A 14,922-nucleotide genomic window follows, 5' to 3' on the forward strand; every position below is an offset into this window, starting at 1 on the left:
CTCAATCTTTTTTGTCTGGTAAAACGGTTTTCATAATTTCTTGCAGGCGTTCATGTTCATTCAGCAAATATAAATAACCGATAATCGCCTCAAAACTCGTTGCATGTCTATACGTCTGGACGTCCGTATTTTTCGGAACCGTCCCTTGATTCGCATTGCGTCCTCGTTTGATGACGGCAACTTCCTCTTCGGTAAAAAAGCTTTGTTCGAGCAATTGTACGACCATGCCTGCCTGGGCTTTAGCAGATACATACTTTGTTGCCGAAACGTGAAGCTTATTTGGTTTAACCTGCCCATTGCGTATGAGATGTTCACGCACGAACTGCTCCATTACAGCATCACCCATATAGGCAAGCGTGGTCCCATTCAGTTGTTTAATGTCTGCATCAGATAGTTTCATTTATTTAACTCTTTTCCACCGTACACCTTGTGCGGTATCTTCAAGAATGATGTTCTGCTCTTTTAACAGATCACGAATTTCGTCAGCACGGGAGAAGTTCTTTTCTTTACGCGCTTGATTCCTTTCTGCGATCAATGACTCGATCTGTTCGTCTAAAAGCTCTTCTTCTTTTTGAAGGGTCAGTCCTAACACGCCTGCAAGCTCATCGAATAAGTGGATAAACTCTGTAATTACAGCTTTTGACGTGTTTTTTTCCTGCAAGTAAACGTTCGCTTCTTTCGAAAAATCGAACAGGATAGAAATCGCGTTAGCTGTATTAAAGTCATCATCCATATCCGCGATAAACTTCGCTCTTGTGTCATCGATCACTTTTGTCCACTTTTCATTATCTTCAGCCAAGTCTGCTGTAACAGTAAGGCGGTGTTTTAAGTTTTCATAAGCTGTTCTGATCCGGTTCAAGCTAGTTTCTGCCACTTCCAAAAGTTCTTGGCTGAAGTTGATCGGATTGCGGTAATGTACAGCCAGCATGAAGAAACGGATTACTTCCGGATCTTGCTCTCGGATAAGATCATGAACAAGGACGAAATTGCCTAGCGATTTAGACATCTTCTCATTGTTAATATTAATATACCCATTATGCATCCAATATTTAGCCATCGGAGCTTCATTCAATGCTTCTGATTGTGCGATCTCATTCTCGTGATGCGGAAACGCAAGGTCCTGTCCGCCTCCATGGATATCGATGGAATCACCCAGGTATTTTTTTGCCATCGCGGAGCACTCGATATGCCAGCCAGGACGGCCTTTACCCCAAGGACTTTCCCAGTAGATCTCTCCCTCTTTTGCTGCTTTCCAAAGCGCAAAATCAAGCGGGTCTTCTTTTTTTTCTCCAACCTCAATTCTTGCACCGGATTTCAGGTCATCGATAGATTGGTGAGAAAGCTTCCCGTAGCCGTCAAAAGAACGTGTTTTAAAATAAACGTCGCCGCCTGCTTCATAGGCAAACCCTTTTTTAATCAGATTCTTGATAAATTCAATGATCTCGGGCATCGTCTCCGTTACACGCGGATGTGCATCTGCTTTTTGAACGCCAAGCGCGCACGTATCTTCGTGATAAGCATTTATGAATTTTTCAGCGATCGTTGGAACATCACTGCCCATTTCTTTTGCTGCTTTTATCAGCTTGTCATCCACATCTGTAAAATTGGAGATGAACTGAACATCATACCCTCTGTATTCTAAATATCTTCTGACTGTATCAAATACGATGGCAGGACGCGCATTGCCGATATGGATGTAATTGTATACAGTAGGTCCGCACACATACATTTTTACTTTGCCTTCCTCTAGAGGCATGAACGGTTCTTTTTGGCGTGTCATCGTGTTAAAAATTTTAATGCTCATTTCGCTTCACTCCCTCTTTTCATTCTTTCCAATTCTTCTTGTAACTTCCTCATCTCAATCTGCATTTCTCTGAACTTATCCGCTACAGGGTCCGGCAGATCACGGTGGTCTAATTCACAACCCACTTTGATACCGTCTTTAATAACGACCTTCCCTGGGATACCGACTACAGTTGCGTTAGGCGGTACGTTCTGTAAAACGACAGAACCCGCTCCAACTTTTGAGTTTTTTCCGATTGTGATGTTTCCTAAGACTTTTGCGCCCGTCGCTACGAGAACATGGTCCTCGATCGTTGGATGCCGTTTTCCTTTTTCTTTTCCGGTCCCGCCAAGTGTAACCCCTTGATAGATTGTCACATCATCACCGATGATACACGTCTCACCGATCACGACTCCCATACCATGATCGATAAAGAATCTTCTTCCGATCTGTGCGCCAGGATGGATTTCAATCCCGGTGAAAAACCGGCTGATCTGAGAAATCAATCGAGCTAAAAATAGCAGATTACGCTTAAAAAGTTTATGTGCCAGCCTGTGTGCCCATATCGCATGCAATCCTGAATACGTTAAGATGACTTCCAATGAACTTCTCGCAGCTGGATCTTTTTCAAATACAACACGAATGTCTTCCTTTATGGTTGAAAACATGCTTCTCAACCTCCTTGCAAAAAATTAAAAAACACCTAACCCAACATGTAAGTGGCTGATTTCCACTCCAGTACTTGCTTTAGGGGAGGGCCTATGGCAACCTTCTAGCGGCAACATGTTAGGAAAGGATTCCAAATAAAAAACGCCTCTGTGCCGAATGACACAGAGACGCTGAATTAGACGCGGTTCCACTCTGTTTAACAGGTAAACATAAACTGTTTTATAACCTGTTCCCTTGATCTCCATAACGGGGAGCTGCCGCCTGTACCTACTACTGTTTCAGCACAGGACTCCGAGGGGCACTTCAGCAGGCATTTTTCATAAACCACTTTCAGCCGATGATGGTTCTCTCTAACATGAAAAGGCGCCAGCCTACTTTCCTCATCTACGTTTTCATCTTAAAAGACTAAGTTTCTTTTACTATATTATAATCTTTGCAAAATGTGTACTTTTATTACTTATTAATTTTTGCAATGACAACATTTAGGCGCTTAACGATAACGTCTTTCCCTAAAAGAGATACGGCTGCAGGAAGGTCAGGGCCATGCGTCTGTCCAGTTGTGGCAACGCGGATCGGCATGAACAAGTTCTTTCCTTTTTGCCCAGTTTCCTTTTGAACAGCTTTCATCATTGCTTTAATGTCTGCCGCTTCAAACGATTCAGTATTTTCAACCTGACTTAAGAAAGCTTCCATTACTGATGGAACACCTTCGCCTTGAAGAACTTCTAAGGCTTCTCCTTCGTACTCAATCTCTTCCTTGAAGAAAAGTTCAGTCAGTTCTACGATTTCAGCACCATAACTCATTTTTTCCTGGTGAAGAGCAACAAGGCGTGTTACCCAATCTAGCTCACTTTCACTAGGATTCTCTGAGATTCTTCCAGCTTTTATTAAGTGAGGGATGCAAAGGTCGACGATTCGTTCAACAGTCTGCTTCTTCATATATTGATTGTTCAGCCATTCAAGTTTTTGTGTATCGAAAACAGCCGGTGCTTTTGACAAGCGGCTCGGATCAAAAATCTCAATAAACTCTTCACGGCTGAAGATTTCTTCTTCTCCGCCTGGTGACCAACCTAATAAAGCGATAAAGTTAAACAGCGCTTCAGGAAGATAACCTAATTCCTTATACTGCTCAATAAACTGAACGATAGACTCGTCTCGCTTGCTTAGCTTTTTTCTGTTCTCGTTTACGATTAATGTCGTGTGGCCGAACTTAGGATGATCAAAGCCGAGTGCGTCGTAGATCAAAAGCTGCTTTGGCGTATTTGAAATATGGTCATCTCCTCTTAATACATGAGAGATCGCCATTTCATGATCATCGATAACTACCGCATAGTTATACGTTGGAATGCCGTCTTTTTTAACGATAACAAAATCTCCAAACCCGCTTGATTCAAAGGAAACTTCTCCTTTAACCATATCATCGAACGTGATCGTACGGTCTTGAGGAACTAAGAAACGAATGCTTGGCTTTCGTCCTTCCGCTTCTAATGCAGCACGCTCTTCATCCGAAAGGTTACGGCAGCGGCCATTATAAACGGGTGTTTCCCCTTTAGCCATCTGTTCTTCACGTGAAGCTTCAAGTTCTTCTTCCGTACAATAACATTTATAAGCCAGGTCCTTTGAAAGAAGGTCATCCGTATATTTTTGGTAAAGATCTAAACGCTCCATCTGACGATAAGGACCATAATCTCCTCCAACATCAACACTTTCGTCCCAATCCATGCCAAGCCATTTCAGGTGGTTCAGCTGACTTTCTTCTCCACCCTGAATGTTTCGCTTTTGGTCCGTGTCTTCAATTCTGATAATAAACTTTCCGCCTGTGTGGCGTGCATATAAATAATTAAAGAGAGCTGCACGTGCATTTCCAATATGTAAATGTCCTGTTGGACTTGGTGCATAGCGTACTCGTACTTCATTTGCCATCCTGTTCACCTCAAAAAAGTTTTCTTATTTCTCGATTAAAACAACCGCTTGAGCGGCAATCCCTTCTTCTCTACCGACAAATCCTAATTTTTCTGTTGTAGTCGCCTTTACATTGACCTGGTCGACATCCACGTTAAAAATACCGGCAATTCCGCTTCTCATCTCTTCAATGTGAGGAAGCATCTTAGGTCTTTGAGCAATTATCGTACAATCTATATTACATAAACGATACCCATTTTTCTCTACTAACTTCCAAGAATCTAGTAATAAACGTTTAGAATCGGCATCCTTATAGGCAGGATCCGTATCTGGGAAATGTTTGCCGATATCCCCTTCACCTGCAGCACCAAGCAATGCATCGGTTATCGCATGCAAAAGAACATCTGCATCCGAATGTCCTAAAAGTCCTTTTTCGTAAGGTATCGTAACTCCGCCAATAATTAAAGGCCGACCTTCACAAAATGCGTGAACATCAAAGCCTTGGCCGATGCGCATCATGCTTTTTCCCCCTGTCTATCCAGCAAGATGGCTTGTCCAAACAACAAGTCATCAGACGTAGTTAATTTTATATTATGATAGTCTCCCATTACAAGAGCAACCGTATGTCCAATTCGTTCCACCAGGCTTGCGTCATCCGTTCCAAGATAGTTCTCAGCAGCAGCTTTTTCATGAGCCTCTATTACGATAGAAAGACGAAAAGCTTGTGGGGTTTGAACAGCCCACAAGCTGGAACGATCAATCGTTTCTACCACTTGATTTTGCACAGCCCGCTTTACCGTATCTTTGACAGGGACAGCTAAAACAGCTGAACCTGTTTCAGATGCACGTTCTACGAGCTGGCTGATGTGATGTTGCGTAATAAAAGGTCGAGCAGCATCATGTATGAGGACAAGCTCTATATCATTCGGAACACTTTTCAGACCCTCATAGACACTTTGCTGCCGTTCTTTTCCGCCTGGAACGATTTGGCGCACTTTTGTATATTGGAAGGTTTGTACAAAATCCTGCATCTGGTATAATTCCCGCTCACTGCCGACAAGGATGATACCCGAACAAGCGGGGTCTTTTTCAAAAACATCAACAGTATGTTTGAGAACCGGTTCTCCTAAAAGTTCGATCCATTGCTTTGAGATCCCAGCGTTCATTCTTTTGCCCTGTCCGGCTGCAGGAATGACTGTCCAATAATTCACGTGCTTTCCCCACCGTTCATTACAATGCTTTTTCTAACAGCTTTTTTTTAGCAAAAATCATGCGGCCCGCTGATGTTTGAAGAACAGATGTAACCACCACATCGATTGTTTTTCCGACATAGTCTCGTCCATCCTCAACAACAATCATCGTGCCATCATCCAGATAGCCAACACCTTGATTTTGCTCTTTTCCATCTTTGATCACTTGAACAACCAGTTCTTCACCAGGAAGAACGACCGGTTTTACCGCATTGGCAAGATCATTAATATTAAGAACCGCAACATTCTGAAGTTCACATACTTTATTTAGATTAAAGTCATTCGTCACAACGACGCCTGTTAAAAGCTGTGCGAGCTTTACAAGTTTGCTGTCTACTTCCGAAACTTCTTCAAAGTCACCTTCATAGATTTCCACTTTCATAGACAACTCTTTTTGGATACGGTTTAAGATATCCAAACCTCGGCGTCCTCTGTTACGTTTCAAAACATCAGAAGAATCTGCAATATACTGCAATTCCTCTAAAACGAATCTAGGAATGATCAGTGGCCCTTCCAAAAAACCAGTTTGACAGATATCTGCCACACGGCCATCAATAATCACACTCGTATCGAGGATCTTGTATTTCCCATTAGCTTTTTCCGGTTCTGCTTCCTTCTTCTTTTCTTTTCCTTGGCGGTTCAAAGAGAAGAGCTGAATCAATTCATCTCTCTTTTTAAACCCAACTTGGAATCCAAGGTAACCGAGTAAAAAGGTAATAGCGATCGGCAGAATTGAACTTACAACAACAATATCCATGCTGCTAAGCGGCGACTGAATTAAGAAGGCAACAATCAATCCAATGATAAGTCCCATCGTACCTGATAAGAGATCCGTTGCAGGGGCTTTTACAACCGTTTCCTCTGCCCATCGAATCAGCCCTACTACATAATCTGACAGCCAAAATGTAGATAAAAAGAGTATAAGTGCACCAATTACTGCCCCGACATATGGGGATGTTACTTGTGTAGGCAGATCACCGAAGTTTAGAACACGAATTAAATCTGGAATATATAGATAGCCGAGCATGCCCCCTATCACAATAAAAAATATTTGAATGATTCTTTTTAGCATGCCTGATTCACCTCCCCTAATCATTATTTACAAAATAATCGTTTTGAAACGTAGAAAATGGTAATTTTAATACTAAATATGACGATCGACAAAAAGCTGTTCCTGAATTCGTTTTAATCCTTCTTTTACTTTTCTTGCTCGAATTTCACCAATTCCTTCAACCTCATCCAGTTCTTCTATGGAAGCTCTTAGGATTTGAGGCAGATTTTCAAAAGCATCTGTTAAGTTTTCGATAATAACAGATGGAAGTCTTGGTATCTTCGCAAGAATACGGTATCCCCGTGGATGAATGGTTTCATCTTGCATATTCATACCCGCTGAGAAACCTAAAAGTTTCATAATAACGGATTCATCGAATAATTCTTCACTTGAGAGTTTATTAAGTTGACGAAGGATCGCATACGGATCGCTATCTTCATCTTTCATATAATCTTTGATCAGCAGCAATGCTTCTTCTTCAATGTTGGAGACAAGCTCTTCCATCTGGATCCTGATCAGTCTTCCTTCAACTCCAAGTTCATTAACATATTTAATTATCTCATTTTTTATGCGTAAAACCATCTCAATTCTGTGAATTACTTGTGTAACTTCCTGGAAAGTCACAAGTTCTTCAAATTCTAGTGCACCTAAATTGGTTACACTCTGGTCAAACACAACTTTATATTTTTCAAGCGTCTGTATCGCCTGGTTCGCTTTTGTTAATATGACGCCGATCTCTTTTAAAGAATAACGAATCATTCCTTGGTAGAGCGTGATAACATTACGTCGCTGTGAAATAGAAATGACAAGATTACCTGTCTGACGCGCTACACGTTCTGCCGTTCTATGTCTGATCCCTGTCTCTGTTGAAGGAATAACGGTATCCGGTATAAGCTGCGTGTTCGCATATAAGATTTTCCCTGCATCTTCATTTAAAATGATCGCTCCGTCCATTTTGGCAAGCTCATAAAGAGAAGCAGGTGAATACTTACAGTTAATAGAAAAACCGCCATCGACAATTTCTTTGATTTTATCATTATAGCCAACTACAATCAGTCCGCCTGTATTTGCGCGCAATACGTTATCGATGCCTTCCCGAAGCGGTGTTCCGGGGGCAACAAGCTGCAGCATCTGACTAATAATCGCTTCTTTTATCGCATGATCCATAATAAGCTTTACCCTCCTAACGCTGCTTGTAATGCCTCATAAACGGTAGATACACCCACGACTTTAATTCCTTTTGGAACCGTCCAGCCGCCGATATTTTTATCAGGAATTATAGCACGCGTAAATCCTAGCTTTGCTGCTTCATGTACTCGTTGTTCAATACGGGAAACTCTTCGCACTTCCCCCGTCAGTCCAATTTCTCCGATCATAACGTCCGTTGGTTTGGTCGGTGCATCTCTAAAGCTCGATGCAATGCTGATCGCAACGGCGAGATCGATGGCAGGTTCATCAAGCCTTACTCCACCGGCTACATTCAAATAAGCATCTTGGTTCTGAAGCAGTAGTCCGACTCTTTTTTCCAAAACGGCCATCAGCAGCGATACACGGTTATGATCGATTCCAGTAGCCATCCTTCTAGGGTTTCCAAAACTGGTCGGAGAAATGAGCGCCTGGAGCTCAACAAGCATCGGTCTTGTTCCTTCTAGTGAAGCTACAACGGTAGAACCTGCAGCCCCTTTTGAACGTTCTTCCAAGAAAATTTCAGAAGGATTCAATACTTCTTCTAATCCTTCCTCCTTCATTTCGAACACACCAATCTCGTTCGTTGAGCCAAAACGATTCTTAACAGCTCTTAAGATACGAAACGTATGATGGCGTTCACCTTCAAAATATAAAACCGCATCAACCATGTGTTCCAGAAGTCGCGGTCCGGCAATTGCACCTTCCTTTGTAACATGTCCAACGATAAATATTGCAATTCCTTTTGTCTTTGCCATTCTCATCAAATGTGAGGTACATTCTCGTACTTGTGACACACTTCCTGGCGCTGAAGTAACTTCAGAACGATAAACCGTTTGAATGGAATCAATGATCATAACAGATGGCATAATGTCAGCCATTGACTGCTCGATCAGGTCCAAATCCGTCTCAGCTAAAACAAATAAATCTTTTGCCTCTATTTCAAGCCGATCTGCTCTTAACTTTGTTTGTTTAACAGATTCTTCACCAGATATGTAGAGAACACGTTCTCCTTTTTGAGCAAGCTGTGCTGAGGCCTGAAGGAGAAGTGTTGATTTTCCAATTCCCGGATCCCCGCCGACTAAAACTAAAGAGCCTGGAACAATCCCTCCGCCTAATACACGGTTAAGCTCCTGATAGTTTGTAGGAATACGAGGTTCCTGCTCACTTTTCACCTCTACGATCGATTGTGGTTTTTGCTTAAGTTTCGAATCGGCAGAACTTAATCCTCTTACGCTCTTTTCGGGACGGATCGTTTCTTCCACCATCGTATTCCAAGCTTGGCATCCTGGACATTTACCCATCCATTTTGGAGACTCATAACCACAATCCTGGCACATAAAGATTGATTTTACTTTGGCCATCAAAAAAACTCCTCTTTAAAACTTCACACCTTAAAACATGCATTTATTCAATCCGAAGCTTTTATATATGAAACAGTTAAATTGCTATAAAATAAAAATTTCACTCAATCATATCATAACATAAAACCTAACAACTCTTTCCATTTTAGGCTCCGCGAAAAACGGCGAAACGTAAGAATTATTTCGACAAAAAACCGGACGACATGACTGCCTTCCGGTTTTTTTTGCAAGATTTTCTATTTTACTCGTTTTCACCGGATAAAACCGGCCCTTTCATTCAAATATTAGACGGTTTCAACAACAAAATCGTTTTCTTCAACGTCAATTTTAACCGTCTGACCTTTGTTGATATTTCCTTTAAGCAGCTCCTCAGATAATCGATCCTCGATCTTTCTCTGAAGGGCTCTTCTTAATGGACGAGCTCCATAATCAGGATCATAGCCCTCATCTGTAATCTTCTCTAGCGCAGCCTGTGTAAGTTCGATCTCGATGCCTTGTTCACTTAGACGCTTCTTCAAGGAATCTGCCATGAGACTTACGATTCGTAATAGGTGCTCTTTCTCTAGAGAATGGAAGACGATGATCTCATCAATACGGTTTAAGAACTCTGGACGGAATGCACGTTTTAGTTCATCCATGACTTTAGACTTCATGTCGTTGTATTTCTGATTTTCATTGTGAACAGCGAAACCTAGTGAACGGTTACGCTTCAGCGTGCTCGCCCCAACGTTTGATGTCATGATGACAACTGTATTGCGGAAGTCCACTGTACGTCCTTTAGAATCTGTCAGACGCCCATCTTCAAGGACTTGAAGTAAGATATTGAATACTTCTGGATGTGCTTTTTCAATCTCATCCAGCAAGATAACGGAGTATGGTTTTCTTCTTACTTTTTCCGTTAACTGACCGCCCTCTTCATGCCCTACATAACCTGGAGGAGACCCGACAAGTCTTGAAGTCGTATGCTTCTCCATGTACTCAGACATATCGATACGGATAATGGCATCTTCATCTCCGAAAAGTGTTTCAGCAACAGCTCTTGCAAGCTCAGTTTTACCAACACCAGTCGGTCCTAAGAAGATGAATGAACCAATCGGACGCTTAGGATCTTTCAAACCAGCACGAGCTCTTCGGATTGCTTTTGAAATCGCCGTTACTGCTTCTGACTGTCCGATTACACGGTTATGAAGAATTTCTTCCATCTTCAAGAGACGGTCTGTTTCTTCCTCTGCAAGTTTAGAAACAGGTACTCCCGTCCATGACGATACCACTTGTGCGATATCCTCAGGAGTGACTTCTGTATTTTCTTTGCCTTGTTTTTCTTTCCACACGTCCTTCGTTTTTTCTAGCTCTTCACGTAGACGCTGTTCAGAATCGCGAAGAGAAGCCGCCTTTTCAAACTCCTGGCTTTGAACCGCTGCATCCTTTTCTTTACGGACCTCTTCCAGCTTTTGTTCAAGCTCTTTTAAATTTGGCGGAGCCGTATAAGAACGAAGACGAACTTTGGATGCCGCCTCGTCAATTAAGTCGATCGCTTTATCCGGCAAGAAACGGTCCGAGATATAGCGGTCAGATAAGGATACAGATGCCTCAATCGCCTCGTCCGTGATAGTTACACGGTGATGAGCTTCATAGCGATCACGAAGTCCTTGAAGGATCTGAATGCTTTCATCCTTCGTTGGCTCATTGACCGTAATCGGCTGGAAACGACGCTCTAACGCTGCATCTTTTTCTATATATTTTCTATATTCATCAAGGGTTGTAGCACCGATACATTGTAGTTCTCCACGGGCAAGAGCAGGTTTTAAAATGTTAGATGCATCGATCGCTCCTTCTGCTCCTCCTGCACCGATCAAAGTGTGAAGTTCATCTATGAAAAGAATGATATTGCCGGCTTGGCGGATTTCATCCATTACTTTTTTCAGACGGTCTTCAAATTCACCTCTGTATTTTGTACCTGCAACAACCGTACCCATATCAAGTGTCATCACTCGCTTATCGCGAAGTGTTTCAGGCACCTCATTATTAATGATCTGCTGTGCTAATCCTTCTGCGATCGCCGTTTTACCAACACCAGGCTCACCGATAAGCACAGGGTTGTTTTTCGTACGACGGCTTAACACTTCGATAACACGCTGAATTTCCTTCGCACGCCCGATAACAGGGTCTAGGGATCCATCACGCGCCACAGCTGTCAGATCACGAGCTAGGCTGTCTAGAGTCGGTGTATTGGCGCTTGCAGAAGAACCTCTGTGGCTTGAAGAAGATTCATTGCTTCCTAACAACTGAAGCACTTGTTGACGTGCTTTGTTAAGACTTACACCAAGGTTGTTCAATACTCTTGCTGCTACGCCTTCGCCTTCACGAATTAATCCTAATAAAATATGTTCTGTTCCAACATAGGAGTGTCCTAATTTACGAGCTTCATCCATAGAAAGCTCAATAACCTTTTTAGCACGCGGTGTATAATGAATCGTTTGAACAGCTTCCTGTCCACGGCCGATTAACGTCTCCACTTCTTTCTGAATCTTTTCAGGTCCAAGGCCAAGTACTTGAAGAGCTTTTGCCGCAATACCTTCACCTTCCCTGATCAATCCTAATAAAATATGTTCAGTTCCCACATTGTTATGACCCAATCGAATTGCTTCTTCTTGTGCTAACGCTAATACTTTTTGTGCTCGCTCTGTAAAACGGCCAAACATCATACCCTTTCACGCTCCTTATCGGTTTTCTAATTTTATTCTTTCTCTGATTAAAGTGGCTCTTCTTATGTCGCGTTCTTCTGGGGTTAGAACTACACCTGCATATTGTTGAAGAAAACCTGGTTGTGTAAGTATCATAAGTTCATTCAAGATTGTTTTTGAAATGCCAGGCAAGATCTCTAAATCGATACCAAGCCTCACATCTGATAAGCATTTTGCCGCTTCTTTCGATTGGATAATCCTGCTGTTCTCCAACGTTCCCAATGAACGGTATAGCTTATCTTCAAGCTGGAGTTTCAAACCTTCCTGCAGCTGTTTTCTTGCCGCACGCTCTTGCTGGATAACCTGCATGACAACACCAGCTAGATCTTCTATTATATCCTCTTCCGACTTGCCCAGTGTCATCTGATTTGAAATCTGAAAAATATTCCCTTGTGCTTCTGTTCCCTCACCATATATTCCTCTTACGGCTAATCCAAGCTGGTTAATTGCCGGAATAATACGGCTTATTTTCTTTGTTAGAACTAAAGCCGGGAGATGCATCATGACCGAGGCTCTGAGTCCTGTACCAACGTTAGTCGGACAGCTCGTTAGATAACCTCGCTTTTCGTCAAACGCATAATCTGTATGACTCTCAATAAAATCATCAATCACATTTGCTTTATGAAGCACTTCTTTGAGTTGAAAGCCTGTTGCTAAGCATTGAATACGGATATGGTCTTCCTCATTAAGCATGATACTGATGGATTCATCCTGATTCAGAAGCACTGCCCCGTATTTTGCCTTTTCAGCAAGATTTGGACTGATGAGGTGTTTCTCAACAAGTACCCGTTTTTCAATTGGTTTTAGCTGTTCCATGACCAGCATTTCCAAATGTCCTGCTCCTGCTACATCTCTTTCAGTATTTATGAAAGAAGATATAGATGAAATCACCTCATGAGCAGATGTTTTGTCTGCAACGATAGGAAATACATACTGCTGAAGATTTCTTGCGAGTCGGACACGGGATGAGAGAACAATATCGGATTCAGGTCCCTCTTTTTTCATCCAAGGACTGATCGCATCGCTGATAAATCGTTCTAGAGACATAAGTTACGTATCCCTCCCCTGTTGCAAGCGTTGCTCAATCTTCCTTATCTCATCTCTTGTTTCAGCAGCTTTTTCGAATTCCTCGTTTAAAATATACTGCTGCATGGCTTGTTTTAATTGCTGAAGCTGCCTCTTTTCTTGAATACTGTTTCCTGCCCGTAAAGGGATTTTCCCTGCATGCACCGTATTGCCGCCATGAACCCGTTTAAAGATCGGATTTAATTTGGATTCAAAAGCTTTGTAGCAATGATCACATCCAAAGCGACCGATTTTAGCAAACTGGTAATAACTCATCCCACATTTTTCACAAGCTAACGATGGCGGGATAAAGTTAGATGACGGGGTATTCGGAACATGTCCATCACCATGTAAAAGGCCAGAAAGCAATTGGTGAATGGAAAAGGAATTCGACCCCGGCAGGAATTCTCCTTTTTCTTTAGCACAATGTTCACAAATATGGAATTCTGTTTTCTCCCCATTTATGATCTTAGTAAAATGCAATGACGCTTCCCGTTCATGGCATTCTTCACAATTCATTCTGCTCCCTCCCTTTATATAGAATGAAAAAAAGGGCTATGTGGTTCTATATTTTAAAGTTTTTATCATAGCTTTTAAAAGTTCAGCTCGTAATTCATCCCTATCCGGAAGATTTAATTTTAAAATAGAACGATCCATAACGCTCAACATCAGCCTCGCTTCACGTTCACGGATAATCTTTTCCTCCAGTAGCCTCTTAATTACATTTTCTGCGTTACCTTGTGATATCCTTTCACCAATCAAGGTAACTAAGTGATCAATGAGATGTGCGGAGCTCTCGGTTCGGACTTTCATGATCCGAATATAACCGCCCCCACCTCTTTTACTTTCCACTACAAATCCTTTTTCAACCGTGAATCTTGTGTTGATTACATAATTAATTTGAGAAGGTACGCATTGAAACCTTTCAGCAATATCCGTCCGTTTGATCTCGATGGCCAAATCGTTTGAGCTTGAGAGAATTTGCTTTAAATAATTTTCAATCACATCAGAAATATTCCTCATTTCCCCTCCCCCTTCTGACTTTGACTAACTTTGACTATACTCTTATTATAGCCTGGTTTTTTCTGAAAATGCAAATCTCTATGCCTCCATTATTGCCTCTTGCTATGTGCTTTAACCTGTATGATTCTGTCGAATATCTAGTGGTTTTGGTGAGGGTTGTGTTGCTTGAGGATGTCTTTTGATTTATATAAAAAGAAGATGGATTTTACTCCATCTTCTTCATTATGGATTGAAATACCTCTCTATATAAGGGTGGCTGACGGTCGTCAGCCTTCGTTTTTAGTTTTTACGGTACGTGTTCTTTTAATCTGTTACACGTTCGCGCAAGATGACCCTCGTTTCGCTCAAAATCTTCGAGTACCGCTCAGAATCGACGAGCTACGCTCAAAATTCCAGATCTTCGCTCAGAATGGGTGGGTTTTCGCTCAAACTTGGATTTCAGGCCTTTCGATGTAACAATAAACGGCTTAAAATGGTGGTTTTGATTCATCAAAACATTCTATTTATTTAAAATACCTTTAGAAAAGGGTGGGCTGACGATCGTCAGCCTTCTTTTTTTCTCTTTATACACAAAAAAGAAGATGGATCTTCATCCATCTTCCTCATTGCCTAGCGACGTCCTACTCTAACAGGGGGAGACCCCCAACTACCATCGGCGCTGAAGAGCTTAACTTCCGTGTTCGGTATGGGAACGGGTGTGACCTCTTCGCCATCATCACTAGACCTCATCATGATTTGAACCATGATTTTATTAAGTTTGAGAGTATATTCTCTCAAAACTAGATACGACGTTTTCCAAACGTTTCATACAATAGTAAGGATAAGCCCTCGACCGATTAGTATCTGTCAGCTCCACGTGTCGCCACGCTTCCACACCAGACCTATC

14 protein-coding genes, 1 rRNA gene and 1 other annotated feature are annotated in these 14,922 nt (G+C 42.0%); of the genes, 1 reads left to right on the top strand and 14 read right to left on the bottom strand.

What is annotated here, in order from left to right; translation table 11 throughout:
- Position 1 precedes the first annotated feature (1 nt).
- From M3206_RS15810 to M3206_RS15870, 13 genes are all read right to left on the bottom strand, one after another.
- Positions 2-400: a Mini-ribonuclease 3 gene (locus tag M3206_RS15810; protein ID WP_251313482.1), complete on the bottom strand. Its 399-nt coding sequence runs from the start codon at positions 398-400 to the stop codon at positions 2-4.
- Positions 401-1,804, bottom strand: a complete 1,404-nt coding sequence (gene cysS / locus M3206_RS15815) for a cysteine--tRNA ligase (protein ID WP_251313483.1) — start codon at positions 1,802-1,804, stop codon at positions 401-403.
- A complete protein-coding gene (cysE, locus tag M3206_RS15820; RefSeq protein ID WP_251313484.1) occupies positions 1,801-2,451 on the bottom strand; it encodes a serine O-acetyltransferase in 651 nt (216 codons plus the stop codon). Before cysE ends, cysS begins: the two co-directional genes overlap by 4 nt.
- Positions 2,452-2,612: 161 nt before the next feature.
- Positions 2,613-2,848: a binding site (T-box leader), on the bottom strand.
- A gap of 57 nt (positions 2,849-2,905) precedes the next feature.
- Positions 2,906-4,375, bottom strand: coding sequence for a glutamate--tRNA ligase (gene gltX, locus M3206_RS15825; RefSeq protein ID WP_251313485.1), 1,470 nt, complete (start codon positions 4,373-4,375; stop codon positions 2,906-2,908).
- A gap of 24 nt (positions 4,376-4,399) precedes the next feature.
- A complete protein-coding gene (ispF, locus tag M3206_RS15830; protein ID WP_251313486.1) occupies positions 4,400-4,873 on the bottom strand; it encodes a 2-C-methyl-D-erythritol 2,4-cyclodiphosphate synthase in 474 nt (157 codons plus the stop codon).
- Positions 4,870-5,565: a 2-C-methyl-D-erythritol 4-phosphate cytidylyltransferase gene (gene ispD / locus M3206_RS15835; RefSeq protein ID WP_251313487.1), complete on the bottom strand. Its 696-nt coding sequence runs from the start codon at positions 5,563-5,565 to the stop codon at positions 4,870-4,872. Before ispD ends, ispF begins: the two co-directional genes overlap by 4 nt.
- A 19-nt stretch (positions 5,566-5,584) precedes the next feature.
- Entirely contained in the window at positions 5,585-6,676 is a 1,092-nt protein-coding gene (locus M3206_RS15840) for a PIN/TRAM domain-containing protein (protein ID WP_251313488.1), read from the bottom strand.
- A 72-nt stretch (positions 6,677-6,748) separates the two neighbouring features.
- Complete coding sequence (gene disA / locus M3206_RS15845; protein WP_251313489.1) at positions 6,749-7,822, bottom strand: DNA integrity scanning diadenylate cyclase DisA; 1,074 nt, start codon at positions 7,820-7,822, stop codon at positions 6,749-6,751.
- A gap of 8 nt (positions 7,823-7,830) precedes the next feature.
- Complete coding sequence (radA, locus tag M3206_RS15850; RefSeq protein WP_251313490.1) at positions 7,831-9,204, bottom strand: DNA repair protein RadA; 1,374 nt, start codon at positions 9,202-9,204, stop codon at positions 7,831-7,833.
- Positions 9,205-9,488: 284 nt separating this feature from the next.
- A complete protein-coding gene (gene clpC / locus M3206_RS15855; RefSeq protein ID WP_251313491.1) occupies positions 9,489-11,909 on the bottom strand; it encodes an ATP-dependent protease ATP-binding subunit ClpC in 2,421 nt (806 codons plus the stop codon).
- Between the two features lie 15 nt (positions 11,910-11,924).
- Positions 11,925-12,995, bottom strand: coding sequence for a protein arginine kinase (locus M3206_RS15860; RefSeq protein WP_251313492.1), 1,071 nt, complete (start codon positions 12,993-12,995; stop codon positions 11,925-11,927).
- A gap of 3 nt (positions 12,996-12,998) precedes the next feature.
- A complete protein-coding gene (locus tag M3206_RS15865; protein ID WP_251313493.1) occupies positions 12,999-13,532 on the bottom strand; it encodes a UvrB/UvrC motif-containing protein in 534 nt (177 codons plus the stop codon).
- A 36-nt stretch (positions 13,533-13,568) separates the two neighbouring features.
- The gene (locus M3206_RS15870; RefSeq protein WP_251313494.1) at positions 13,569-14,036 is read right to left on the bottom strand and encodes a CtsR family transcriptional regulator; all 468 of its coding nucleotides are present in this window, start codon (positions 14,034-14,036) and stop codon (positions 13,569-13,571) included.
- Between the two features lie 171 nt (positions 14,037-14,207).
- Here M3206_RS15870 and M3206_RS15875 point away from each other — a divergent pair, with 171 nt between their 5' ends.
- Positions 14,208-14,492 carry a hypothetical protein gene (locus M3206_RS15875; protein ID WP_251313495.1) on the top strand — a complete coding sequence of 95 codons (285 nt, stop codon included), beginning with the start codon at positions 14,208-14,210 and terminating at the stop codon, positions 14,490-14,492.
- A 151-nt stretch (positions 14,493-14,643) separates the two neighbouring features.
- On the opposite strand, the gene rrf is transcribed toward M3206_RS15875, so the two are convergent.
- Positions 14,644-14,759: ribosomal RNA gene (gene rrf / locus M3206_RS15880) — 5S ribosomal RNA — on the bottom strand.
- Positions 14,760-14,922: the final 163 nt, after the last annotated feature.

The organism is Fictibacillus phosphorivorans (genome assembly GCF_023715845.1).
GTDB classification, from domain to species: domain Bacteria; phylum Bacillota; class Bacilli; order Bacillales; family Fictibacillaceae; genus Fictibacillus; species Fictibacillus phosphorivorans_D.